Annotated in this window: 18 protein-coding genes and 1 tRNA gene; 11 read left to right on the top strand and 8 right to left on the bottom strand. The window is 64.2% G+C overall.

From position 1 onward, the window contains the following. Positions 1-498 precede the first annotated feature (498 nt). Positions 499-1,593 carry a redox-regulated ATPase YchF gene (ychF, locus tag QB898_RS12025; protein WP_279525152.1) on the top strand — a complete coding sequence of 365 codons (1,095 nt, stop codon included), beginning with the start codon at positions 499-501 and terminating at the stop codon, positions 1,591-1,593. A gap of 20 nt (positions 1,594-1,613) precedes the next feature. Next, complete coding sequence (locus tag QB898_RS12020; RefSeq protein ID WP_279525151.1) at positions 1,614-3,035, top strand: DUF2130 domain-containing protein; 1,422 nt, start codon at positions 1,614-1,616, stop codon at positions 3,033-3,035. Positions 3,036-3,342: 307 nt separating this feature from the next. On the opposite strand, the gene QB898_RS12015 is transcribed toward QB898_RS12020, so the two are convergent. From QB898_RS12015 to cysM, 6 genes are all read right to left on the bottom strand, one after another. Continuing rightward, positions 3,343-4,587 (bottom strand): hypothetical protein, encoded by a 1,245-nt coding sequence (locus QB898_RS12015; RefSeq protein ID WP_279525150.1) that lies wholly within the window; start codon positions 4,585-4,587, stop codon positions 3,343-3,345. An 86-nt stretch (positions 4,588-4,673) separates the two neighbouring features. Continuing rightward, entirely contained in the window at positions 4,674-5,645 is a 972-nt protein-coding gene (locus QB898_RS12010; protein WP_279525149.1) for a hypothetical protein, read from the bottom strand. A gap of 244 nt (positions 5,646-5,889) precedes the next feature. Further along, positions 5,890-6,786, bottom strand: coding sequence for a DMT family transporter (locus tag QB898_RS12005; RefSeq protein WP_279525148.1), 897 nt, complete (start codon positions 6,784-6,786; stop codon positions 5,890-5,892). A gap of 107 nt (positions 6,787-6,893) precedes the next feature. Next, entirely contained in the window at positions 6,894-7,199 is a 306-nt protein-coding gene (locus QB898_RS12000) for a hypothetical protein (RefSeq protein ID WP_146006808.1), read from the bottom strand. 199 nt (positions 7,200-7,398) lie between these two features. Continuing rightward, positions 7,399-7,644 carry a sulfurtransferase TusA family protein gene (locus QB898_RS11995; RefSeq protein WP_050715847.1) on the bottom strand — a complete coding sequence of 82 codons (246 nt, stop codon included), beginning with the start codon at positions 7,642-7,644 and terminating at the stop codon, positions 7,399-7,401. Positions 7,645-7,771: 127 nt separating this feature from the next. Then, positions 7,772-8,668, bottom strand: coding sequence for a cysteine synthase CysM (gene cysM / locus QB898_RS11990; protein ID WP_279525153.1), 897 nt, complete (start codon positions 8,666-8,668; stop codon positions 7,772-7,774). An 86-nt stretch (positions 8,669-8,754) separates the two neighbouring features. Here cysM and QB898_RS11985 point away from each other — a divergent pair. From QB898_RS11985 to QB898_RS11955, 7 genes are all read left to right on the top strand, one after another. Continuing rightward, positions 8,755-8,841: transfer RNA gene (locus tag QB898_RS11985), tRNA-Leu, on the top strand. Positions 8,842-9,071: 230 nt separating this feature from the next. Then, the gene (locus QB898_RS11980) at positions 9,072-11,942 is read left to right on the top strand and encodes a 2-oxoglutarate dehydrogenase E1 component (protein WP_102282983.1); all 2,871 of its coding nucleotides are present in this window, start codon (positions 9,072-9,074) and stop codon (positions 11,940-11,942) included. 80 nt (positions 11,943-12,022) lie between these two features. Beyond that, a complete protein-coding gene (odhB, locus tag QB898_RS11975) occupies positions 12,023-13,273 on the top strand; it encodes a 2-oxoglutarate dehydrogenase complex dihydrolipoyllysine-residue succinyltransferase (protein WP_279525147.1) in 1,251 nt (416 codons plus the stop codon). 112 nt (positions 13,274-13,385) lie between these two features. Further along, positions 13,386-14,825: a dihydrolipoyl dehydrogenase gene (gene lpdA / locus QB898_RS11970; protein WP_279525146.1), complete on the top strand. Its 1,440-nt coding sequence runs from the start codon at positions 13,386-13,388 to the stop codon at positions 14,823-14,825. 605 nt (positions 14,826-15,430) lie between these two features. Further along, entirely contained in the window at positions 15,431-16,111 is a 681-nt protein-coding gene (locus QB898_RS11965; protein ID WP_279525145.1) for an alpha/beta hydrolase, read from the top strand. A gap of 55 nt (positions 16,112-16,166) precedes the next feature. Next, positions 16,167-17,273 (top strand): cell division protein ZapE, encoded by a 1,107-nt coding sequence (gene zapE, locus QB898_RS11960; RefSeq protein WP_279525144.1) that lies wholly within the window; start codon positions 16,167-16,169, stop codon positions 17,271-17,273. A 117-nt stretch (positions 17,274-17,390) separates the two neighbouring features. After that, a complete protein-coding gene (locus tag QB898_RS11955) occupies positions 17,391-17,798 on the top strand; it encodes a hypothetical protein (protein WP_279525143.1) in 408 nt (135 codons plus the stop codon). A gap of 72 nt (positions 17,799-17,870) precedes the next feature. On the opposite strand, the gene QB898_RS11950 is transcribed toward QB898_RS11955, so the two are convergent. After that, on the bottom strand, positions 17,871-18,266 hold the full coding sequence (locus tag QB898_RS11950; RefSeq protein ID WP_279525142.1) for a hypothetical protein: 396 nt from the start codon (positions 18,264-18,266) through the stop codon (positions 17,871-17,873). Positions 18,267-18,419: 153 nt separating this feature from the next. Beyond that, complete coding sequence (locus QB898_RS11945) at positions 18,420-19,913, bottom strand: DegQ family serine endoprotease (protein ID WP_279525141.1); 1,494 nt, start codon at positions 19,911-19,913, stop codon at positions 18,420-18,422. A 34-nt stretch (positions 19,914-19,947) separates the two neighbouring features. Between QB898_RS11945 and QB898_RS11940 the strand changes: the two genes are divergently transcribed. Together QB898_RS11940 and QB898_RS11935 are read left to right on the top strand one after the other, a co-directional pair. Then, complete coding sequence (locus QB898_RS11940) at positions 19,948-20,550, top strand: HIT family protein (RefSeq protein ID WP_279525140.1); 603 nt, start codon at positions 19,948-19,950, stop codon at positions 20,548-20,550. 92 nt (positions 20,551-20,642) lie between these two features. Next, positions 20,643-24,023 (top strand): UvrD-helicase domain-containing protein, encoded by a 3,381-nt coding sequence (locus QB898_RS11935; protein ID WP_279525139.1) that lies wholly within the window; start codon positions 20,643-20,645, stop codon positions 24,021-24,023. Positions 24,024-24,227 lie beyond the last annotated feature (204 nt).

Raw genomic sequence — 24,227 nt, 5'->3', positions numbered from 1 at the left:
GGCCTGGCCGTGGGCCGCGCGCTGGTGGCCGTGCTGGAAAACCACCAGCAGGCCGACGGCAGCATCCGCATTCCCGCCGCGCTGCAACCCTACCTAGACGGCAGGCAAACGCTTCAGGCCGCCTGAGAACCTGCTCAGAAAACCCGCTCCGAGCGCCCTCTTTCCGCCGCCAGCCGCCTCGCCCGCATGGGAACAGGCGGCTTTTTTGCGCCAGCGGGCAGGGCAGAAAAGAGCGGAGAAACGGGTTCTGGCGCGCTCCGTTTGCCTGGAAAATACCAAAAAAGGAGCAAATCCAGAGGGGTCAAAATGCCGCTTTGCGCACGTTCCCCTAGGACCTCATGCTATGGATAAAGTAGCGAAATATCACGGTGCGCCCGCCGCCCGCTCCCGGCCTGCGGACAGGCTGGCGAAAAGCAGAAGCGCCAGGCCTTCCGCCACAGGGTCTGCGGCGGGGCGCGCCCCTAGAATGCCCGCTTTTTCCCCTCTACTGGACCCCTCATGAGCCTCCAATGCGGCATCGTGGGCCTGCCCAACGTGGGCAAGTCCACTCTTTTCAACGCGCTGACCCGGGCGGGCATTGCCGCCGAGAACTACCCGTTTTGCACCATCGAACCCAACACCGGCGTGGTGGAAGTGCCCGACCCGCGCCTGAAACAGCTGGCCGAGGTGGTCAAGCCCGAGCGCGTGGTGCCCGCCATCGTCGAATTCGTGGACATCGCCGGGCTGGTGGCCGGCGCCAGCCAGGGCGAAGGGCTGGGCAACCAGTTTCTGGCGCACATCCGCGAGACAGACGCCATCGTGAACGTGGTGCGCTGCTTTGAAGACGCCAACGTGGTTCACGTGGCCGGCAAGGTCGATCCCATTGCCGACATCGAAGTCATCCAGACCGAGCTGTGCCTGGCCGATCTGGGCACGGTCGAAAAAGCCGTGCAGCGCTACACCAAAGCCAGCAAAAGCGGCAACGACAAGGAAGCCGCCGCCATGCTCAAGCTGCTGGAGCCGGTGCAGGCCGCCCTGAACGAAGGCCGCCCCGTGCGCACCCTGGCGCTGACGCCCGAAGACCAGGCGCGCCTCAAGCCCCTGTGCCTCATCACCGCCAAGCCCGCCATGTTCGTGGGCAACGTCAGCGAAGACGGCTTTGACAACAACCCGCTGCTGGCGCGCTTGCAGGAATACGCCGCCAGCCAAAACGCCCCCGTGGTGGCCATCTGCGCCAAGATGGAAGCCGACATGGCCGACATGAGCGACGAAGACAAGGCGCTTTTCCTCGAAGAGATGGGCCAGAGCGAGCCGGGCCTGAACCGGCTGATCCGCGCGGCTTTCCGCCTGCTGGGCCTGCAAACCTACTTCACCGCCGGCGTCAAGGAAGTGCGCGCCTGGACGATTCACATCGGCGACACCGCCCCGCAAGCGGCGGGCGTCATCCACGGCGATTTCGAGCGCGGCTTCATCCGCGCCCAGACCATTTCTTTCGACGACTTCATCCGCTACCAGGGCGAGCAAGGCGCCAAAGAGGCCGGAAAAATGCGCGCCGAAGGCAAGGACTACGTCGTCAAAGACGGCGACGTGATGAACTTTTTGTTCAACGTGTGAGGGACAAAGGAAGGGCCGCCATGCACGACATCATCTGCCCGCATTGCAGCAAGGCATTCAAGATTGACGAATCGGGCTATGCCGACATCCTGCGGCAGGTGCGCGACCGCGAATTTGACAAGCAGCTGCACGAGCGGCTGGAAATGGCCGAGCGTGAAAAGCAAACCGCCCTCAAGCTGGCCCGCAGCGAAGCGGCCAGCCAGTTGCAGCGGGCCGCCGCTGAAAAAGACGCGCAGATTCAGGCGCTTGAGGCCCAGTTGCAGGCCAGCGGCAAAGATCAGCAGCTGGCCGTGGAACAAGCGCGCCACGCCGCCGAAAAAGAGCGCGACGAACTGGCCCGCCAGCTGGCGCAGCAGCAACAGGCCCAGAAAGCCGCCGCGCAATTGGCCGAAGCGCGGCTGGCAAGCGCATTGCAGCAGGCCGCCGCCGAAAGCGCGGCGCAAATCCAGGAGCTGAAAGCCCGGCTGCAAACGGCTGACGCGGCGCACGAATTGAATATTGCCAAGGCCGTCAGTGAAATGCAGCAGGAGCGCGATGCGCTGAAAAGCCAGCTTGAGCAGGCAGAGATGGCCAAAAAGCTGTCCGAGCAATCCCTGAAAGAACGCTACGAAATCCAGTTGAAAGATCGCGATGCGGCCATTGAGCGCCTGCGCGACATGAAGGCGCGCCTGTCCACCAAAATGGTGGGCGAAACGCTGGAGCAGCACTGCGAAACCGAATTCAACCGCCTGCGCGCAACGGCTTTTGCACGCGCCTATTTTGAAAAAGACAATGACGCCAGCGGCGGCAGCAAGGGTGATTTCATTTTCCGCGAACAGGACGAATCGGGCGCGGAAATCGTTTCCATCATGTTCGAGATGAAAAACGAAAATGAAACCACGGCCACGAAGAAGAAAAACGAGGATTTTCTGAAAGAGCTGGACCGCGACCGCAACGAAAAGAAATGCGAATATGCCGTGCTGGTTTCGCTGCTGGAGCCTGATAGCGAGCTTTACAACGGCGGCATTGTCGATGTTTCGCACCGTTATCCGAAAATGTACGTGATCCGGCCGCAGTTTTTCATTCCCATGATCACGCTGCTGCGCAATGCGGCGCTCAATGCCGCCCAATACAAGGCCGAATTGGCGCTGGTGAAGGCACAGAATGTGGATATTACGAATTTTGAAAACCAGCTCGAGGCTTTCAAGACCGCTTTTGGCAAAAACTACGATCTGGCTTCGCGGCGCTTTCAGACGGCGATTGACGAAATCGACAAATCCATCGACCACCTGCAAAAAACCCGCGATGCCCTGTTGGGCGCCGACCGCAATTTGCGTCTGGCCAATGACAAGGCGCAGGATGTGACCATCAAGAAGCTCACGCGCGGCAACCCCACCATGAAGGCCCGCTTTGACGAGCTGAAAAACCGCGAAAACCCGCAGGAGCCGCCGCGCGCGGGCTGAACCCGCCAGCCGATCACCCGCCAAGGCGGCAAGAGGAGCGAAAGCGGCTCCGGCGCGCCCCGTGCGTTTGATCTGACGCTGCACCTGTCCTTCTGACCCGGCCAAAGCGCCCAAGCGCGGGCGTTCATTCCGCTCGCGTCTTGATCTTTTGTTCTACCCTTTTATTTTGCTCCTTTAATTGGAGCATGAGGTCCTGGTGGAAAGGGCGCGAGAGCCGTTTTTGCCCCCTCTAAATCCGCTCCTCTTTTCAAGAAGCACGAGCGGGCTGTGCGCCGCAGAAGAAACGGCCCCGGGCCGGGCAGCGGCCTCAGCCCGGCTCCGGCGCTGGCTCCAGCCGCTGCACCACCTGCCACTGCCGCCCGTCGCGGCTGTGCAGCAAGGCCGTGGCGGCAGTGATTTCGTCCTCCTTCCACGTCAGCGTGGCAGCGTAGCCGAAGGCGGGGTGGTAAATGGCGTCAAAGTCCCGCAGCATGGCTTGCGCGGCCTGCGGCGGCAAACCGGCAATGCTCAGCGGCTGCGGCGCGCCCAGCTGCGCCGCCGCGCCATCCCAGCGGCTGACGTGAAGCTGGCTTGGCTGGCACGAGTTGTACGCATTCTCCAGCTCGCGCCGCGCCGTGAACACCAGTGCGCCGTCCGCGCTGCCGCCCATGCCGCAGCAGCCAACCAGGCTGAACCCGTCCAGCACGCGCATCAGGGTCAGCGGCGGCGGCTCGCTAGCAGCGGCCGCCGCCAGGCCATCAACACGCGCCAGCAGCAGCGCCATGTAATCGTTTGGCGCGGGCGGACCGAGCAGCAACCAGTAGGGATAGTCAAGCGGGTCATGCACGCCGCGCGTGATCGGCGCGCCCAGCAGCCAGCGCGGGCCGCTTTCCGCGCCGGGCAAGGCTGTCAGCCAGGCTTCCACGCCGAGCACGTCCGACCAGCCAGCGGCAGATGTGGCCAGTTCGTTCACGCGCCACAGATCGCGCCCTTGCCAGCGGGCGGCCACGGCCAGCGGGCGCGTGTTCCAGCGCAGCAGCAGCGCCTGGCTAAGGTCGAAATCATCGCCGCCGCCAGCCACCAGGCGCGATGTCATGCCTGCCGTCCAGAGCTGGCCCGCGCAGGACCAGGCGGCGAAGATTTGCGCGTCGTCCACCGGCTCCAGCTCCACCGCCTGCTCGGCATCGGCGGCGAACACGCGCACCTGCTGCGCGGTGTTGGCGAAAAACACCGTCAGTCCGCCCACTTGCGCGCTCACCACGGACGGATAGGGCGCTTTAGGCGGCCCGCCGTTCCATCCCCAGCCGGTGGCTGGAGCCACGGTGAGCGGCCTGTGCCCGTCCAGCAGCGCCCAGACGCGCCGCTGCGAGGCCAGCCACGGCACGCCATCTTGCGGGGCGGCGTGGCCCCAGGCGTACACGGCGCCGCCCTGGTCGTCTCGCGGCCAGAGCCGGGCGCCAATGGCCGCGCCGCCTGTGCCTGGCATCACCGTGACGGCCTGCCTCGCCGGGCCGCGCAGCACGGGCTGGGCCAGCGCCAGAAACAAGGGGTCGATTGGGGTTGATGCGTCCATGCAAGGTCTCTCCTGAAAACGGTTTCCGGCGGCGGGCCGTGCGCTCGCAGCCGATCAAGGAGCGGCAGCGCCAGATCCGCGCCGAATCAGTGAGCGGCGGCCTGATACGCGGCTTCACCGCCACGGGAGCCAAGCCAGTAGCCGACGGCTCCTGCCGCCGCGCCCACCAGAAAGCCGGTCACGTTGCCCAGCACTGGCACGATGCTGCCTGAAGCGCTGCCAACCAGCGCGCCCGCCGCCGCCGCGCCCAGCCAGCCGCCCGCCACGCGCGAGACTTCCTTGCCCGTGTTGTCCCAATGGCCGGTCTTCATGCTTTCCTGCACCTGCCGGGTGACGGAGACGCCATCCATCACGGCTCCAACGACAGCCAGCGCACGGCCTCCATGCTTCAGCGCTTTCAGGCTGCGGCTAGCGCTGTCGGCGTTCTGGACGGCGGCATCGAAGGTGGGGTCGCTTTTGCCCGTCGTCTTGATGATCTCCCGCGAGATGGCAATTTCCTTCTGGGCCGCTGACATGGTATTGCCGCCAGCTTTCGGCTTTTCTTCCAATCGGGACGCTTCCTTGTCCCACAGATCCTCGAATGTCAGCGCGTTTTTCTTGGCGCTCTCCGAAGCGACCAGCCCCTTGGCGGAAAGCTGCTGCCGCACGTCCTTCATGATCTGGTTGCGGCTTTCGCTGGCTTCTTTGGCGGCCTGGCGCCAGGCCAGCGGATCGCCCGCCTTGGCCGGGTCGGTGATGAAGAATTTTTCCGGCAGCGTCTTCAGCGGCCGGATGTATTGCTCAATGCGGATACGCGCATCAGCAAACAGCTCGCCCGCAATGGCGTTCAGGCCGCGTTGGGGTATCTGGTAGCCGCGTTCGGTTGCAGCCAATACCTGCTTCAGGGGACGGCTGTCCTTCAGTGAGCTGCCAGCGTCCTGCGCGGCCGCCTCAAGCTGCTCGGGCAGCCAGCCCAGATGCGCATCAACGGGCGCGGCGCGGGCGTAGCCCAGCAGGCCCGTTCCAACGCCTTTGGCGTCATCCGTACGAGGGGAGAAGGATTGCGCGGCGATGTTCACGATATGGCTCCTGACGAAATAGGGGGACGGGCATGATACATACACGGTACTACTTACATGCGCCTATTCCTGGTTGCCGGCGCGGTTTTCCATTTGCTGCGCTGCCGGCGGCGTTGCAGCCCATCCCGCCGATTCGCGGCCCCACGCGGCCAGATCGTGAGCAGGTTCTGAAAACGGTTTCCGGCGACGGGCTGCGTGCGCACAGCCGATCAAGGCGCGCCGAAGCCGCGCCAGATGGGCGCGATCAGGTCGCAGGCCGGGGCGGCGCTGCTGTTTTCAGACGCAGCCGCTTGCGCCAGAGCGAAGCGGCCATGCCGCTGGCGGTGATGAGGACGATGCCCAGCCAGCCGGTCAGCGGCAGGTATTCGCCAAACAGGGTCACGCCATACAGGGCGGCGAACACGATGCCTGAATACTGGAGGTTGGCGACCAGCATGGTGGCGCTGCGGGTGTAGGCGCGCGTGAGGCAAAGCTGGCCGAGCACGGCCAGCAGGCCGACGGGCAATAGCCACCAGGCGCCGGGTGTGTTCAGGCCATGCCAGCCGGTGATGCACGTAGCTGCCGCGCCAGCCAGGGCGGAGCCGAGCGAGAAATAGAACACGGTGCGCGTTTCCGGCTCGCCCAGGCGTCCCAGGGCGGCTACTTGCATGTAGGCCATGGCGGCCAGCATGCCCGAGGCCAGGCCGATCAGGCCGGCCACGTGTTCGTCTTGCGCGATGGCTGGGCGCAGGATGAGCACAACGCCTGCGAACCCCGCCGCGACTGTCAGGGCCAGCGGCCACTGGGCGCGCAAATCGTCCCAGCGGCGCATGAGCAGCGCGCCGCCAAGCACGAAAACGGCGATCCACACGCTGCTCATGTAGTTGAGCGTCATGGCCGTGGCCAGCGGCAGGTGGGCCATGGCGTAGAACCATGCGCTCATGGCGCCCACGCCAACGACGTTGCGCCATGCATGCGCCCAGGGCCAGCGCGTGGCCAGCGGCACGCCGCGCATGCGCACCAGCGCCGCCGTGAAGAGCATGCCGAAAAGGCCCCGGTAAAAAATGATCTCCAGCGGCGTGAAGTGCGCGGCGGCGTATTTCACGCACACGCCCATGCTGGAGAAGAAGAAGGCGGCGGCAAGCATCCATGCGGCCTGCATGACGTGAAGCTCCTGAAAGGCGAAGGCGAAAAAGAAGCTCCGGCAGCCTGTGAAAGGCCGCCGGAGCTTCTGGCAAGAAACAGCCGGATTGTCGCCGCCGCGCGATATCAGCGGCAGCGGGCGGGGTATAGCGAGCAGTTCACGCCTTGGGCGTTGAACATGTAGTTGTTGGTGTTGCGGATGGATGGGTCGGGTATTTCGATATCGGGCCGGATGGGCAGGCCGCTGAGGTCGGCCTCGGGCTGGGGCACGGACACGGGCTGGGCCGGGGCTTGCTGCTTGGCGGGCTGAGCCGCAGGGGCAGGGGCCGCTGCGGGGGCGGCTTGCGCGGCAGGCTGAGCGGCGCTTTCCTGGGCATGTGCGGCAGTCACGGACAGGGCGGCCATCAAGGCCAGTGCAAAAAGGTGTCGCATGTGAGGTGGCTCCTGAAAAGGTTAATGAATGTGCATTGTGCGTTGCCTTGGGCGCTTTCAGGCAGCGCGCGTAGCGCAACAGCGACAAAACGTGACAAGTGTCACGCTTGTGGGGCCTTGGGTGATATCTGGCGATAGCAGCTCATGTGGGCAGGCTCGGGTTCAGCCGCGAAAGAGCCTGCGCAAGCGGTTCTGGCCGCTAGCGCCGCCGCAGCACATGAGTGAATTCGCCTGCGGATTCGCTTTGGGCCACCAGCGTGTTGCCGGTCTGCTGCGCGAAAGCCTGAAAGTCGCGCACGGAGCCGGGGTCGGTCGCCAGCACCCGCAGCAGCTGGCCGCTTTGCAGCGTGGCAAGCGCTTTTTTGGCGCGCAGGATGGGCAGGGGGCAGTGCAGGCCGCGGGCGTCTATTTCAGCGGCGGGCGGCGGGCAGGTGTTTTCTTGCATGGCGGCGCGGAGAAGGTGTGGAGGCGCAGATTTTTGCTACTGTATCAATAGCATTATGTCCTAGTGGAGCTTGCGCGAAACGGCATTTTGCGCTCCTGTATTTGCTCCTGTTTTTGATATGACGGAGTCAGGCCGGAAAGACGCCGGTCGAGAGGTACCGGTCGCCCCGGTCACAGACGATGAACACGATGGTGGCGCCGCTCTCGCGTTCGGCCACTTGCTGGGCGGCCCAGTACGCGCCGCCAGAGGAGATGCCGGCGAAGATGCCTTCTTGCCGGGCCAGTTGGCGGCTGGTTTCTTCGGCATCGGCCTGGGTGACGGAAACGAGTTCGTCCACGAGCGAGGCGTCGTAGATGCGCGGCTCATACGCTTCAGGCCACTTGCGAATGCCGGGGATGCGAGACCCCGCCGAGGGCTGCGCGCCAATGATGCGCACGGCGGGATTGCGGCTTTTCAGATAGCGCGCAACGCCGGTGATGGTGCCCGTGGTGCCCATGGCGCTGACGAAGTGGGTGATGCGCCCGCCGGTCTGCTCCCAGATTTCAGGCCCCGTGGTTTCCACATGGGCGCGGGGGTTGTCGGCATTGGCAAACTGGTCGAGCACGCGGCCCTTGCCCTGGCGCTGCATTTTTTCGGCCAAATCGCGCGCGTATTCCATGCCGCCCGAGCGCGGGGTGAGGATGAGTTCCGCGCCATAAGCCTTCATGGTTTGCGCGCGCTCCACGGAAAGGTCTTCCGGCATGACGAGCACCATGCGGTAGCCCATGATGGCCGCCGCCATGGCCAATGCAATGCCGGTGTTGCCGCTGGTGGCTTCAATCAGCGTGTCGCCGGGGCGCACCTCGCCGCGCGCCTGCGCGCCCTGAATCATGGCCAGCGCCGCGCGGTCTTTCACCGAACCGGCAGGGTTGTTGCCTTCCAGCTTGCCGAGAATGACGTTGCCCCGCTGCCCGCAGCCGGGCATGCGCGCCAGGCGCACCAGCGGCGTGCGGCCAATGACGTCTTGTATGGTGGGGTACTGAATTTCCTGGGGAGATTGCTTGCTCATGGGGTGAATATACGGCGTGCGGCTGCCATTGGATGCTGTGCCATAATCCGCCGCTTTCCGCCGCCCGGGTGGCGAAATTGGTAGACGCAGCAGACTCAAAATCTGCCGGTGGCGACACCATGCCGGTTCGATTCCGGCCCCGGGCACCAATTTGAAAAAGCCGCATGCTCCTTTTTGGGCATGCGGCTTTTTTGTTGATGTTTACCCTTGATTGAAGACAAAAAGCGCAGTGGCACAATTCGTCACCGTCGCAATTCATTTACTTCCCGGCTCCTTCCCTGCCACATCGCTATCCGCCAACCGGTCCAGCCGTGACGCGGAAGGTTATTTCCTCCCACCAACCCATGCCTCTTCAAGAGAGGCGAAAGGTCAGCGAACGATGAGCGAGACGAAATCCGTCTACGACACTTACAAGGGCAATACCTACCTTTTCGGAGGCAACGCCCCGTACGTCGAAGAGATGTACGAGAAATACCTGGAAAACCCCGGCAGCGTGCCCGATTCCTGGCGCGAATATTTCGACGCCTTGCAACACGTGCCCGCCACGGATGGCAGCAGTGCCCGCGATGTGCCGCACCAGCCCGTGATTGACGCCTTTGCCGAGCGCGCCAAGCACGGCGGCACGCAAGTGGTGCGCGCCTTTGGCGACGACCCCGACCTGGGGCGCAAGCGCACGGCGGTGCAGCAGCTCATTGCCGCCTATCGCAACGTGGGCCAGCGCTGGGCCGATCTGGACCCGCTCAAGCGCACCGAGCGGCCCGTTATTCCGGAGCTGGAGCCGTCTTTCTACGGCTTTTCGGACGCGGACATGGAAACGGTGTTCAACGTGGGCAACACCTTCTTCGGCAAAGACACCATGTCGCTGCGCGAGCTGCTCAACGCCCTGCGCGAAACCTACTGCGGCACCATTGGCGCCGAGTACATGTACATCACGGACCAGGCGCAAAAGCGCTGGTGGCAGCAAAAGCTGGAGTCCATCCGCTCCAAGCCGTCTTTTGACGCCGCGAAGAAAAAACGCATTCTGGAACGCCTGACCGCCGCCGAAGGGCTGGAGCGCTATCTGCACACCAAATATGTGGGACAAAAGCGCTTTTCGCTGGAAGGCGGCGAGTCGTTCATTGCCGCGATGGACGAGCTGGTGACGGATGCCGCAAAGCACGGCGTGCAGGAGCTGGTGATTGGCATGGCCCACCGGGGCCGTCTGAACGTGCTGGTCAATACGCTGGGCAAGCTGCCCAAGGACTTGTTTGCCGAATTCGATCACACCGCCCCTGAAGACTTGCCCGCTGGCGACGTGAAGTATCATCAGGGCTTCAGCTCCGACGTGGCCACGCCAACCGGCCCCATCCATCTGGCGCTGGCGTTCAACCCCTCGCATCTGGAAATCGTCAATCCCGTGGTGGAAGGCTCGGTGCGCGCCCGCATGGACCGCCGGGGCGACCCGCGCGGCAAACAGGTGCTGCCCGTGCTGGTGCATGGCGATGCCGCCTTTGCCGGGCAGGGCGTGAACCAGGAAACGCTGGCGCTGTCGCAAACGCGCGGCTACACCACAGGCGGCACGGTGCACATCGTGATCAACAACCAGATTGGCTTCACGACGTCTGACCCGCGCGATGCGCGCTCCACAACCTATTGCACGGACATCGTGAAAATGATTGGCGCGCCCGTGCTGCACGTCAATGGCGACGACCCCGAAGCCGTCTGCCTGGCCGCGCAACTGGCGCTGGACTACCGCATGGAGTTCGGCCACGACGTGGTGGTGGACATCGTGTGCTACCGCAAGCTGGGCCACAACGAGCAGGACACTCCCATGCTCACCCAGCCGCTCATGTACAAGAAGATTGCCCAGCACCCCGGCACCCGCAAGCTCTATGCCGACAAGCTGGCCGCGCAAGGGCTGGGCGACACGCTGGGCGATGACCTGGCCAAAGCCTATCGCGCCGCGATGGACGCGGGCCACCACACGGTCGATCCGCTGGCAACCAACTTCAAGGCGCAGTTCGAGGGCAACTGGAGCAAGTTCAGCGGCCAGAAGTGGACGGACGCCGCAGAAACCGCCATTCCCCTGACCGAGTGGAAGCGCATTGCCGAAAAGCTCACCACGCTGCCTGCCACCGTCAGCCCGCACGCGCTGGTGAAAAAGGTCTATGACGACCGCGCCGCCATGGGCCGTGGCGAAATCAATGTGGACTGGGGCATGGGCGAGCACATGGCTTTTGCCACGCTGGTGGCCAACGGCTATCCGGTGCGCATTTCCGGCGAAGACTGCGGGCGCGGCACGTTCACGCACCGCCACGCCGTCATTCACGACCAGAACCGCGAGAAGTGGGACGAAGGCACCTACATCCCGCTGCAAAACGTGGACAAGAAGCAAGGCTCCTTCACCGTCATCGACTCCATCCTCTCGGAAGAAGCCGTGCTGGCCTTTGAATACGGCTACGCCTCGAACGACCCCAGCACGCTGGTCATCTGGGAAGCGCAGTTCGGCGACTTTGCCAATGGCGCGCAAGTGGTGATTGACCAGTTCATCGCTTCGGGCGAAGTGAAGTGGGGGCGCCTCAATGGCCTGACCATGATGCTGCCGCACGGCTATGAAGGCCAGGGGCCGGAGCACTCTTCCGCCCGCGTGGAACGCTTCATGCAACTGGCCGCCGACGCCAACATGCAGATCGTGCAGCCCACCACGGCCAGCCAGATCTTTCACGTGCTGCGCCGCCAGATGGTTCGCCCGCTGCGCAAGCCGCTGGTCATCTTCACGCCCAAGAGCCTGCTGCGCAACAAGGACGCCACCTCGCCAGTGTCCGAGTTCACCAAGGGAGGCTTCCAGACCGTCATTGGCGACAAGGGCGAACTCAAGGCCGACAAGGTCAAGCGCGTGATTGCCTGCTCCGGCAAGGTGTATTACGACCTGGTCAAAAAGCGCGCCGAAAAAGGCAGCGATGACGTGGCCATCATCCGTGTCGAGCAGCTCTACCCCTTCCCGCACAAGGCGTTCGGAGCGGAACTCAAGAAATACCCCCACGCCACCGAAATCGTCTGGTGCCAGGACGAGCCGCAAAACCAGGGCGCATGGTTCTTCGTGCAGCACTACATCCACGAAAACATGCTGCCCGGCCAGAAGCTCGGCTACGCCGGCCGTCCGGCTTCCGCCTCGCCCGCCGTGGGCTACGCCCACCTGCACCAGGAGCAGCAAAAGGCGCTGCTTGAGGCGGCGTTCTCGCGCATCAAGGGCTTTGTGCTCAGCAAGTAAGCGAACCAGGCGGCGCAGGCTCCGCGCGAGGACCGCGCCGCCTTCCCCTCCCACTCTCAACCACCAACGGAATACCCAAAATGGCAATCGTCGAAGTCAAGGTGCCCCAGCTTTCTGAATCCATCACCGAAGCCACGCTGCTGCAATGGAAGAAAAAGCCGGGCGAAGCCGTTCAGGCCGATGAAATCCTGATCGAAGTCGAAACCGACAAAGTCGTGCTGGAAGTGCCCTCTCCAGCCGCAGGCGTGCTCACCGAAATCATCCAGCCCGATGGCGCCACCGTCACCGCCGATCAACTGCTGGCCAAGATTGATACCGAAGCCGTAGCAGGCGCTGCCGCAGCGGCTCCCGCTCCTGCTTCAGCGGCAGCTGCGCCTGCTCCCGCCGCCAGCGCCGCTGCCCCGGCCAGCAACAGCAAGGCGGGCATCGCCATGCCGGCCGCCGCCAAGCTCATGGCCGACAACAACCTGCCCACAGGCAGCGTGCCCGGCACCGGCAAAGATGGCCGCGTGACCAAGGGCGACGTGCTCGGCGCTGTCGCCAGCGGAGCCAAACCCGCGTCCATCCCGACCGGCGTGCCCACGGCCAGCCTGCCGCAAGTCAGCGGCCCGGCCGCGCCCGATCTGGGCAGCCGCCCCGAGCAGCGCGTGCCCATGACGCGCCTGCGCGCCCGCGTGGCCGAGCGCCTGCTGCAATCGCAGGCCACCAACGCCATCCTCACCACCTTCAACGAAGTGAACATGGCCCCCGTCATGGAACTGCGCAAGAAGTTCCAGGACGCCTTCGTCAAGGAGCACGGCGTCAAGCTCGGCTTCATGTCCTTCTTCGTCAAGGCGGCGGTGCACGCGCTCAAGAAATTCCCGGTCATCAACGCCAGCGTGGACGGCAACGACATCGTCTATCACGGCTATTTCGACATTGGCATTGCCGTGGGCAGCCCGCGCGGCCTGGTCGTTCCCATTCTGCGCAACGCCGACCAGATGAGCTTTGCCGACATCGAAAAGAAGATTGCCGAATTCGGCCAGAAAGCCAAGGACGGCAAGCTGGGCATTGAGGAAATGACCGGCGGCACCTTCTCCATCAGCAACGGCGGCACCTTCGGCTCCATGATGTCCACCCCCATCATCAACCCGCCGCAATCTGCCATTCTGGGCGTGCACGCCACCAAGGAACGCGCCGTGGTTGAAAACGGCCAGATCGTCATCCGCCCCATGAACTACCTGGCCATGAGCTACGACCACCGCATCATTGACGGCCGCGAAGCCGTGCTGGGCCTGGTGGCCATGAAAGAGGCGCTGGAAGACCCGGCCCGCCTGCTGTTCGATATCTGATTGAAAACCTGAAAAAACGGGCTGCAAATAGGGCAGCCCGTTTTTCATTCTCTTTTCATTCCCCCCTTTTTTCCGCAATGAAAATCTGCGGATTTCCGACTGGAGAAAAACCATGAGCAAATCATTTGACGTCATCGTTATCGGCGCAGGCCCCGGCGGCTATATCGCGGCCATTCGCGCCGCGCAGCTGGGCTTGAACGTGGCCTGCATTGACGAGTGGAAAAACGAAAAAGGCGGCCCCGCTCCCGGAGGCACCTGCACCAACGTGGGCTGCATTCCGTCCAAGGCGCTGCTGCAAAGCTCCGAGCATTTCGAGCAGGCCGCGCATCACTTTGGCGAGCACGGTATCAGCCTCAAAGACCTGAAAATGGACGTCAAGAAAATGATCGCCCGCAAAGACGGCGTGGTCAAACAAAACAACGACGGCATCCTTTACCTGTTCAAAAAGAACAAAGTCAGCTTCTTTCACGGCAAAGGCTCTTTCGTCAAGGCCGTGGACGGCGGCTACGAAATCGCCGTAACGGGCGACAAGAGCGAAACCCTCACGGGCAAGCAAATCATCGTGGCCACCGGCTCCAGCGCCCGCCAGCTGCCCGGCGCGCCGTTTGACGAAGAAAACATCCTCTCCAATGACGGCGCTTTGCGCATTGGCAAAACCAGCGGCGCGGCGCCCAAAAAACTCGGCGTCATCGGCTCCGGCGTCATCGGGCTGGAAATGGGCAGCGTCTGGCGCCGCCTGGGCGCGGAAGTCACCATTCTGGAAGGGCTGCCCACCTTCCTGGGCGCGGCGGACGAGCAAGTGGCCAAGGAAGCCAAAAAGGCGTTCGACAAGCAGGGCCTGAAAATCGAGCTGGGCGTCAAAGTGGGCGAAATCAAATCCGGCAAAAAAGGCGTCACCGTTGCCTACACCAACGCCAAGGGCGAAGCGCAAACGCTGGAAGTGGACAAGCTCATCGTCTCCATTGGCCGCGTGCCCAACACGCAGGGCCTGAACGCCGAAGCCGTGGGCCTGAAGCTGGGCGAGCGCGGCGATATCGTGGTCGATGACCAATGCCGCACCAGCCTGCCCGGCGTGTGGGCCGTGGGCGACGTGGTGCGCGGCCCCATGCTGGCGCACAAGGCCGAAGAAGAAGCCGTGGCCGTGGCCGAGCGCATCGCGGGCCAGCACGGGCATGTGGACTTCGCGCTGATTCCCTGGGTCATCTACACCAGCCCCGAAATCGCCTGGGTGGGCAAAACCGAGCAGCAGCTCAAAGAACAAGGCGTGGCCTACAAGGCCGGCTCCTTCCCCTTCATGGCCAATGGCCGCGCGCGCGCGCTGGGCGACACCACGGGCTTCGTCAAATTCCTGGCGGATGCCAAAACCGACGAAATCCTGGGCGTGCACATCATCGGCCCCTATGCCAGCGAGCTGATTGCCGAGGCCTGCGTGGCCATGGCCTTCCGCGCCAGCAGCGAAGATATCGCCCGCATTTGCCATGCCCACCCATCCCTGAGCGAGTCCACCAAGGAAGCCGCGCTGGCCGTAGACAAGCGCACGCTCAATTTCTGAACGGCAGATGGCCTCATGACAGGCGCGAACAGGCTCACCAGAATGGGCCTGATTCGCTCCTTGATTGATAGCGTTACCTCCTAGCCGAATGGGCGGCAGACGGTGTTTTGAGGGGCTTGAATTCGCTTCTTTTTCTGAAGTGAAAGTCATGTCAGATGGTGCCGCCTTCCATTCGGCCCAGAAAAGGCGGGGAAAATTTCAGGCCGCCTCTTTGCCATGCGCGGCAGAAGCCCGCCAGATCTGATGCCCGTAATGGCGCCTTTCGAAATAGGAAAATGCTGAAAACGAGTTTGGCGGATTGAATCGACATTCACGCTCAATGGCGCGTTGTCAAAACAGAAATGGCCCGCAAAATGGGCCATTTTTTTGATGGTGAAAATGCCGCCCAAAAATCAGCGCTTTTTAAAACCATGCCGCCTTCTGATTGGGCGTCTCACCGTCCAGACGCTGCATTGCCCGCACCTTGGCGGCACCGCTTCTTAAGCCGCCTGCTCTTTCGTCCCAGCCGCCATCGCATGGATTGCGCCAAACGGGCCTTGAACATGCCATGCCCCTGGGGCAAGGTGCAGATTTGGCGTGAAGCTATAGGCTCAGGCTGCAACGACATGGAGCAAAAATGCCGCCCGGTTGCCGTATTGCGCTTTCTGGGCGCACGTGGCCGGGCTGAGCAAGGCACGACCGATCCGCTCAATCGCCTGCCTCACGTGCCGGGAGAAGTCTGGATCGTCAATCCGCCCGGTTTCGGCGGCAGCCTCGGCCCTGTTTCGCTGCTGCGTCATGCGCAGGCGGCCCTTCTGGCTTTTGATGAAATGGTTCGCCACTGCCCTCATGCGCGGCATTGGGTCTACGGTCACAGCCTGGGCGCGCTTTTCGCCTTGCATGTGGCGGCGCGGCGTGAAGTGCATGGCCTGATTCTCAAAAACGCGCTGCCCGTTTTCCCCTTGCTGCAATCACGATTGGGCCGGAAAGCGGCGCGCTGGCTGATTCAGGGCATGCCGCCCGGGCTGGATGCGCTGCGCAACGCGCGTCATAGCCCATCGCCCGCCGTTTTCCAGATTTCGCTGCAAGACACCTTGGCCACGCCGTCCATGCAGCAAGACCTTGTGGCAGCTTATGCTGGCCCGCTGCGCACCGCCTTCATTCATGGCGGGCATGACATTCACCAATACAGCAGCAAAGACGAAATCGCCTATTGCCAGGCCATTCAATGGCTGCATGGCCTGAATCATGCGGCGGCTGCCGGAAATACAGCTGAACAGATGTTTGAAAATCATGGAACCCGCTGATTTTCCTGAATAAAATGACCGGCTTTCGAAAATCGCCCCTGAAACCAGAAACCGCATGACCCGACCCAGCGTCTCCGAAACCTACCAGCAGGAACTGGCCGCGCGCGGCTTTCAGTCCGACCCCGCCCAGCTTCGCGCCGTGCAGGCGTTGGAGCGCTGCGCCAATGACTGGGCCGCCTACAAGGCCCGGCGTTCCAACCGGTTCAAAAAGCTCATCAACCACCCCGAAATTCCCAAGGGCGTTTACATGTATGGCGGCGTGGGGCGCGGCAAAAGCTTTTTGATGGACTGCTTTTTCAACACCGTGCCCATTCGCCGCAAAACGCGCCTGCACTTTCACGAATTCATGCGCGAAGTGCATCGCGAAATGGCCGCCTTGCAAGGCCAGGTCAATCCGCTGGACGAGCTGGGCCGGCGCATCGCCGCCAAATTCAAGCTCATCTGCTTTGACGAATTTCACGTGGCCGACATCACCGACGCCATGATCCTGCACCGCCTGCTGGTGGCACTGTTTGACAACGGCGTGGGCTTTGTCACCACCAGCAACTTCAGGCCCGACGAGCTGTACCCCAACGGCCTGCACCGCGACCGCATCCTGCCTGCCATCGAGCTGCTCAACGCGCGCATGGACGTCATCAACGTGGACAACGGCACCGACTACCGCCGCCGAACACTGGAGCAAGTGCCGCTTTACCACAGCCCTCTGGGCGCGCAAGCCGATGCCGCCATGCAAGACGCCTTCACGCGCCTGGCAGGCACGGCGGACGAATCGCCCGTCATCGAAATCGAAGGCCGCGAAATCACCGCCTGCCGCCGCGCGGGCGGCGTCATCTGGTTTGACTTCAAAACGCTCTGCGGCGGCTTGCGCTCGCAAAACGACTACCTCGAAATCGCCTCGCGCTACCACACCCTGCTGCTGTCAGACGTGCCGCAAATGCACGTGCACAACGCCTCCGAGGCGCGGCGCTTTACCCTGCTGGTGGATGTGCTGTATGACCGCCGTGTCAAATTCATGCTCTCGGCCGCCGTGCCGCCCGAGCAGCTCTACACCGAAGGGCCGCTGGCCCACGAATTTCCGCGCACCGTCTCGCGCCTGATGGAAATGCAATCGGCCGAATACCTGGCGCTGGAACACCGCGCCGTGGACACCCAGCTCACCTGAAAACCCCGTTCAAAGTCCGCTCGTGAGCGCAAAAATGCGGCCCTGAGGCGCTCTGCGGCGTTGCAAATCCATCGCCCTCATTGCTGCCTTCACTGCCCTTTCACCGCCTTCACTGCCATGCGCCGCCTGCTCATCCTCCTTGCCGCCCCGGCCCTGCTGGCCGCCTGCTCCTCGGCCTCTTTGCACGAAAGCCACCGCGCCGCGCAGACGGCCCACGCGCAGGCCGCCCAGGACTGGATTGCCGCCGCGCCCAAAGGCGCGGCCCTGGAACCTTGGATGGCCGCCGAGCGCAGCCGCATTGCCGCCGAACAAAACGCCGCCCGCCAGCGTTTTGAACAAGCTGAAAAAACCTGCTGGAAGCGCTTTGCCGTCAATGACTGCGTCAGCCGCGCCCGCCAGCAGCGCCGCCAAACCCAAGACCGCCTGCGCCAGCAGGAGCTGGCCCTGAACGCGCTGGAGCGCCGCCTCGCCGCCCAGCCAGATGACCCCGCCGCCAGCCAGCCACCGGCCAGCCGCCAGCCATAGCCGCCTGCGCCAGATCTGGCCGCTGCTTCACGCGAGCGGGAACCCATCCGGTATCGGCAAGCCATGCACAGATCAGCTGCGCAGGCGAGCGAAGAAGCCCCCGGCTTGGGCCGGACGGAGGTGCGGGCGCACGGTCTGCCTTATTAGCTCCTCTATCCATAGCACGATGTCCTGGTGAAACGCGCGCAAGGCAGTATTCAAGGCTCTGAAATTCGCTCTTGTTTTTGATGTTTCAAGACAGGTTTGGCCCGCAGGCGCGCCGGCTTCATTCGTATCCACTGCGTCTGCCTTCAGGCTTGCGGCGCGGGTTGGCCCCATTGCCGCGTTTTTGCCTTCCGTCTGGAAGATGGGCTGATTGGGTTCAGCGGGCCGTACAAGGCCGTTTTCGTTGAACCCGCGCGGGGCTGGGGCAATCAAAAAGAGAAGCTGATTTGAGGGGGTGGAAATGCCGCTTTGCGCTCGTTTCACTAGGACCTATTGCTATGAATTCGGGAGCTAAATTCGGGCGGATTGCCGGCCTTGGGCGCGTTCTGGCGCTGGCTGAGGTGGCCGTTTGTCTGGCGGCAAAAAAGGCCGCGCTCCTGTGCGGGGGCGCGGCCTGGGCGCATGGCGAAGGGGCGTTTACTGGGCGGCGGGGTGCAGCAGCACGTACTGAACCATGTCGCCGCGCTGTACCAGCAGGTTCACGGGTTTGCCGGCTTTCTCGCCTTTCATGGCTTTGCTGGCGGCGGCTTCGAATTCGGCGGCGCTGCTGACATCGGTGTTGGCTACGGCCAGGATGATGTCGCCGGGGCGCAGGCCCACGCTGGCGGCTGGCCCGTCCACGTCGGTGATGCGCACGCCGCGCTGGGTTTTGAGCTTGGCTTTTTGCTCGGCGCTCAGGTCGGCCACGGCCAGGCCCAAGGACTGGCTGGCGGCGGTTTTCGACTCGCCTGCGGCGCTGGCGGCGCGGGAGCCGCCTTTTTCGGGTTCCATGGCGGCCACGGTGAGGTTCAGGTCCAGGCTTTTGCCTTGACGAAAGACGGTAACCGTGCCGCGCGTGCCGGGTTTGGCGTTGCCTACCATGCGGGGCAGGTCGCTGACTTTTTCGATGGGCTGGCCGTCAAAGCGGGTGATGATGTCGCCCGCGCGCACGCCTGCTTTTTCAGCCGGGGAGCCGCTTTGCACGTGGCTGACCAGCGCGCCTTGCGCTTTGCCCAGGCCGATGGATTCGGCCACTTCGCGCGAGACTTCGCCAATTTGCACGCCGATGCGCCCGCGCGTGACGTGGCCGGTGGCGCGCAGCTGTTCGCTGACTTTCATGGCTTCGTCAATCGGTATGGCAAACGAGATGCCCATGAAGCCGCCGGAGCGCGAGTAAATCTGGCTGTTGATGCCGACGACTTCGCCGCGCAGGTTGATGAGCGGGCCGCCGGAGTTGCCGGGATTGACGGCCACGTCGGTCTGGATGAAGGGCAGGTAGCTGCCTGTGTCGCGCTGTTTGGCGCTGACGATGCCAGCGGTGACGGTGCTTTCCAGCCCGAAGGGCGAGCCGATGGCCATGACCCACTCGCCCACGCGCACGCGGCTGGCGTCGCCAATTTTCACGGCGGGCAGGCCGCTGGCGTCAATCTTGAGCACGGCCACGTCGGTGCGTTCGTCCGCGCCGATGAGCTTGGCCTTGAATTCGCGCTTGTCGGAGAGGGTGACGATGATTTCGTCGGCTTCATCGACGACGTGATGGTTGGTCATTACGTAGCCATCGGGCGTGAGGATGAAGCCTGATCCCATGCCGCGCGGCACTTCGCGCTCGAAGCCTTGGCCGCGCCCCTGCCCGCGCGGCATGTTCGGCAGCGGAATGCCAAAGCGGCGCAGCATGTCTTCGGTTTCTTCGTCTATTTGCGGCAGCGCCCGCGAGCGGCGGCCGCCGCCGCTGACGCGCTCCAGCGTGCGGATATTGACGACGGCAGGGCCGACTTGCTCGACCAGATCGGTGAAATCTGGCAGGCCGCGCGCCACGGCGGCGGGCTGCGCCTGCGCCGGCTCGTGCGGCAGCAGGGCCAGGGCGGAAGCGCCGACAATGGCGGCAGCGGCCAGCGCTACGGCGCTGCGTTGCTGAATGACTCGGGTCAGCATGGGTTGGAGTTCTCCTTGCAAAAAAGTGGGGGAAATGATGAACGCGGCAATGGAGCCGCCGCCGCCAGAAAAGTTGCGTAAAGCTTTTGCAAAGCGGGGCCAAAACGGAGGCATCGGCGGCGCTGCGGCGGCCTTTCTTTCATTTTTGCAAAAAGGAAAATCCATGCACCGCGCCGATTGCATTTTCTGCCAGATCGCCCAGGGCCATTCGCCTTGCCATCCAATATGGGAAGATGAACGCCATCTGGCTTTTCTTTCCATTTTTCCCAATACAAAAGGATTCAGCGTGGTCATTACCAGGGAGCATCACGGCAGCTACGCATTCGCCGCCGATGAAACCGTGCTGGCCGGGCTGGTTCTGGCCGCGCGGAAAACCGCGAAAGTCCTTGACCGCGCCTTTGACGACGTGGGCCGCACGGGCCTGATTCTGGAGGGCTTTGGAGTGGATCACCTGCACGCCAAGCTCTTTCCCATGCACGGCACGGCAGGGCTTGCGAGTGGCCAATGGCAACCCATCAACTCTGGCGAAAGAAAGTATTTTGAAAAATACGAGGGCTATATTTCATCGCATGATTGCGAACGCGCCAGCGACGTTGAATTGGCGGCGCTGGCGGCGCATATTCGCCGTTTTGCCTGAAAGGGCCTGGAAAATACGCCGTTTTGTTTTTCGCCGCTCCGCGCATTGCCGCTGAGCGGCATGATTGCCCCTTTTTTTGTTGTCTGCCCACGATGAGCGCTCCCGCCTACTTTCACAACGACCAGCCCATCACGCGCGATGCGTTTTATGCCATTGCCTGCGATCCGCGCCGCAGCGTGGCGGTCGAGGCGTGCGCGGGCGCGGGCAAGACGTGGATGCTGGTCAGCCGCATCTTGCGGGCGCTGATTGAGCCGGCGCCCGGCAGCGCGGACGGCGCGCCGCTGGCGCCGCATGAAATTCTGGCCATCACCTTCACGCGCAAGGCGGCGGGCGAAATGCGCCAGCGCCTCAATGAATGGCTGACGGCTTTTGCCGGCATGCAAGAGGCCGATCTGGCGCGCGAGCTGGCGCTGCGCGGCGTGCCCGGGCCGCAGGCCGCACGGCTGGCCCCCGCGCTCAAAGGCGCGCATGCCCGCCTGCTGATGTGCCCCAGGCCCGTGCAGGTGCGCACGTTTCACGGCTGGTTTGCCGCGCTGCTGCAAACCGCGCCGCTGAAACTGCTGCAAGAGCTGCGCCTGCCCGCGCCCTATGAGCTGCTGGAAGACGACGCACCCGCGCGCGCCGAGGTGTGGCGGCGCTGGCTGCGGCGCGTGGCAGCCGAGCCAGCGCAGCGCGCCTGCTACGAGGCGCTGGTGCGCGAGCATGGCCGCCACCAGACGGACAAGGCTTTGCAGACCGCGCTGGACAAGCGCGCCGAATTTCTGCTGGCCGATGCGCAAGGCGTGGTGCAGGCCAGCGTGCCGCATTTCCATGACATGTTCCCGCACCTGGCCGCCTTTGACGAGCCGATGCAGGCGCTGTTTGACAAAACCAGCAAGGCGCTGTTTTTGAAAGCCGCCAAGGCGCTGGGCCAGGCCACGGCCAAAATGTTTTCAGCCAAGGGCGTGGAGCTGGAAAAGGCCATCACCAGCGGCCAAGCCGAAGGCGTGGTGGCCGCGCTGCTTACCCAGAAAAGCGAGCCGTGCAAGTTCAGCGACAAGCTGGCGGGCATCGACGATGTGCGCGTGGCGCAAGCGCTGCTGCTGGCGCTGCTGCAAGTGCAAAAGCAGCACGCCGCCTGGCTGCACCAGCAGCGCATGGCCGAGCTGACGCGCACGCTGATTGACGAATTTGCCGCCCTCAAGCGCGAGCGCGGCTGGGTGGACATGCACGATGTGGAGCGCGCCGCGCAGCGCATGCTCTCCAACGACGAGCTGGCCGGTTGGGTGCAGCAGCGGCTGGATGCGCGCGTGCGCCACTTGCTCATCGACGAATTCCAGGACACCAGCCCGCTTCAGTGGCAGGCCCTGTCCAGCTGGCTGTCGGCCTACGCGGGCGCGGGGGGCGGGCGTGATTTCAGCGTGTTCATCGTGGGCGACCCCAAGCAGAGCATTTACCGCTTCCGCCGCGCCGAGCCGCAAGTGTTTCAGGCCGCCAAGGCCTTTGTGCGCGAGGCGCTGGAAGGCGACGAGCTGGCTTGCGAGCACACGCGCCGCTGCGCGCACCGCGTGATGGGCGCCGCCAATACCGCCTTGCTGGCCGCGCAAGCGCAGCGCGACTACATCGGCTACCGCGCGCACACCACCGAATCGGACGAAGCGGGCAGCGTGCTGCTGCTGCCGCCGGTTGAACGCGGTGAAAAACCGGCTGAAGAAGCCGCTGGCGACAGCCAGGCCGAAAGCGCCATCGCCTGGCGCGACAGCCTCACCACGCCGCGCGAGCTGCCGCAAGAAACCCTGCATCTGCGCGAATGCCGCCAGGCCGCCGGCTGGGTGGCCGCGCAACTGGCCAGCGGCTTGCCAGCGGGCGGCATCATGGTGCTGGCCCGCCGCAACGACCGGCTGGCGCTGATGCAGCAGGCGCTGCGCGAGCGTGGCATTGCCTGCGAATTTCCCGACCGCAGCGATTTGGGCGAGCTGCCCGTGGCGCAAGACGTGGCCGCGCTGCTGGACGCGCTGCTGTCGCCCGCGCACAACCTCGCGCTGGCGCACGCCCTCAAATCGCCCCTGTTCGGGCTGACAGACGGGCAATTGACGCAGCTGGCCCTGCTGGCGCGCGCGCATCCGGGCGAAAGCTGGTTCAGCCTGCTACAGAAAAAAGAGCTGTTCGCGCCCGGCTGGCAAGCGCTGGCGGCCAATTTGACAGCCGATTTGGCCCTCTACCAGACCTGGCTGGCCAGCCTGCCCCCGCACGACGCGCTGCAAGCCATCTTCGACCACCGCGACGCCTTTGCCCGCTACGCCGCAGCCGCCCCCGCGCACGAGCGCGAGCACACGCTGGCGCAACTGCGCGGCCTGCTGTCGCTGGCGCTCAACTTGCAAGGCGGCCGCTTTCTGACCGCCTGGGCCTTTGTGCGCGCCTTGCGCAAAGGCGGCGCGGCCGCCCTGCCGCCCGCAGCCGGTGCGGGCAACGCCGTGCGCCTGCTCACCATTCACGGCGCCAAGGGGCTGGAAGCGCACACCGTGCTGCTGCTGGACACCCAGGCCGCCCCGCCCAAAGCCGACACCATGAGCACCCTCATCGACTGGCCGGGCGAAGCGCCCTATCCGCGCCGCTTCATCTTTCTGGCCAGCGAAAGCAACCCGCCGCCTTGCGCCATCGAGCTGCTGGAGGCCGAGCAGCGCGAGCAGCGCCGCGAAGAACTCAATGCGCTTTACGTGGCCATCACCCGCGCCGAAAACTGCCTGGCCCTCTCCAGCGTCACGCCCTACCGCCAAAGCGGCCCCACCTGGTGGAGCCGTTTGCAGCCAGCCGCCGAAACTGCGCCCGAGTGGAATCCAGCGCAGCCAGCCGCCGCCCGCACGCCGGAAAGCGCCTCTGAAAGCGCCCCCATCCACTTGCCCGTGTTACCTGACTGGCGCAGCGCCGAACCCGCCCCGCCAGCACCCGCTCCGCTGGCCAGCCTGGCATTCACCCCGGCGCGCCCGCCGCTGCCCGCCCCGCCTGCGGACGCCAACCCCGAAGCCGCCCGCCTGGGCCAGGCCATGCACTGGCTGCTGGAGCGCGCCGGGCGCGACGGCGGAGATGACTGGCTCAAAGGCAGCGGCGAAAGCATCTTGAAGACGATCGCCCGCCAATACCGCCTCACCCCCGCGCAAGCGCAAACCGCCCTGCAAACCGCCCGCCGCATCTTCACCGGCGAAGGCGCATGGGCCTGGCAGCGCGGAGCCTTCACCGCCGCCTTTGACGAAGTCGAAATCCTTCATCAGGGCCAAACCTTGCGCATGGACCGGCTGGTTTGCCGCCCTGATCCCGCCACGAACCAGCCCGAGTGGTGGGTGCTGGACTACAAAAGCGCCGCGCACCCCGAGCACAACCCGGACTACGCCGCGCAACTAGCCCGCTACCGCGCCGCCGTGCAAGCCGCCCACCCCGGCCAGACCGTGCGCGCCGCCTTGCTTTCGTCTGACGGGCGCATGAGCGAAGTCAGCTAGAGCCTGTCCAAAGCTTCCCGGGGCAGACCTTGCACAGGCTCTCAATCCGCGCTTTTTTCGTGCAGCAGCGCGCGCGCGTTGGCTGCCATGGCGTCAGCGCCGATGCCGTAGGTTTGATACAGGCGCAGGCGGCCTTGCGGGTCATACATGTAGCTGGCGGCGGTGTGATCGAGCGTGTAGCTGTTTTCAATGGGGCCGGGCGTC

This window comes from Ottowia cancrivicina (assembly GCF_029813755.1).
In the GTDB taxonomy this organism is placed as follows: Bacteria; Pseudomonadota; Gammaproteobacteria; order Burkholderiales; family Burkholderiaceae_C; genus Ottowia; species Ottowia massiliensis.
This window is presented reverse-complemented; position numbering and strand designations above follow the sequence as displayed.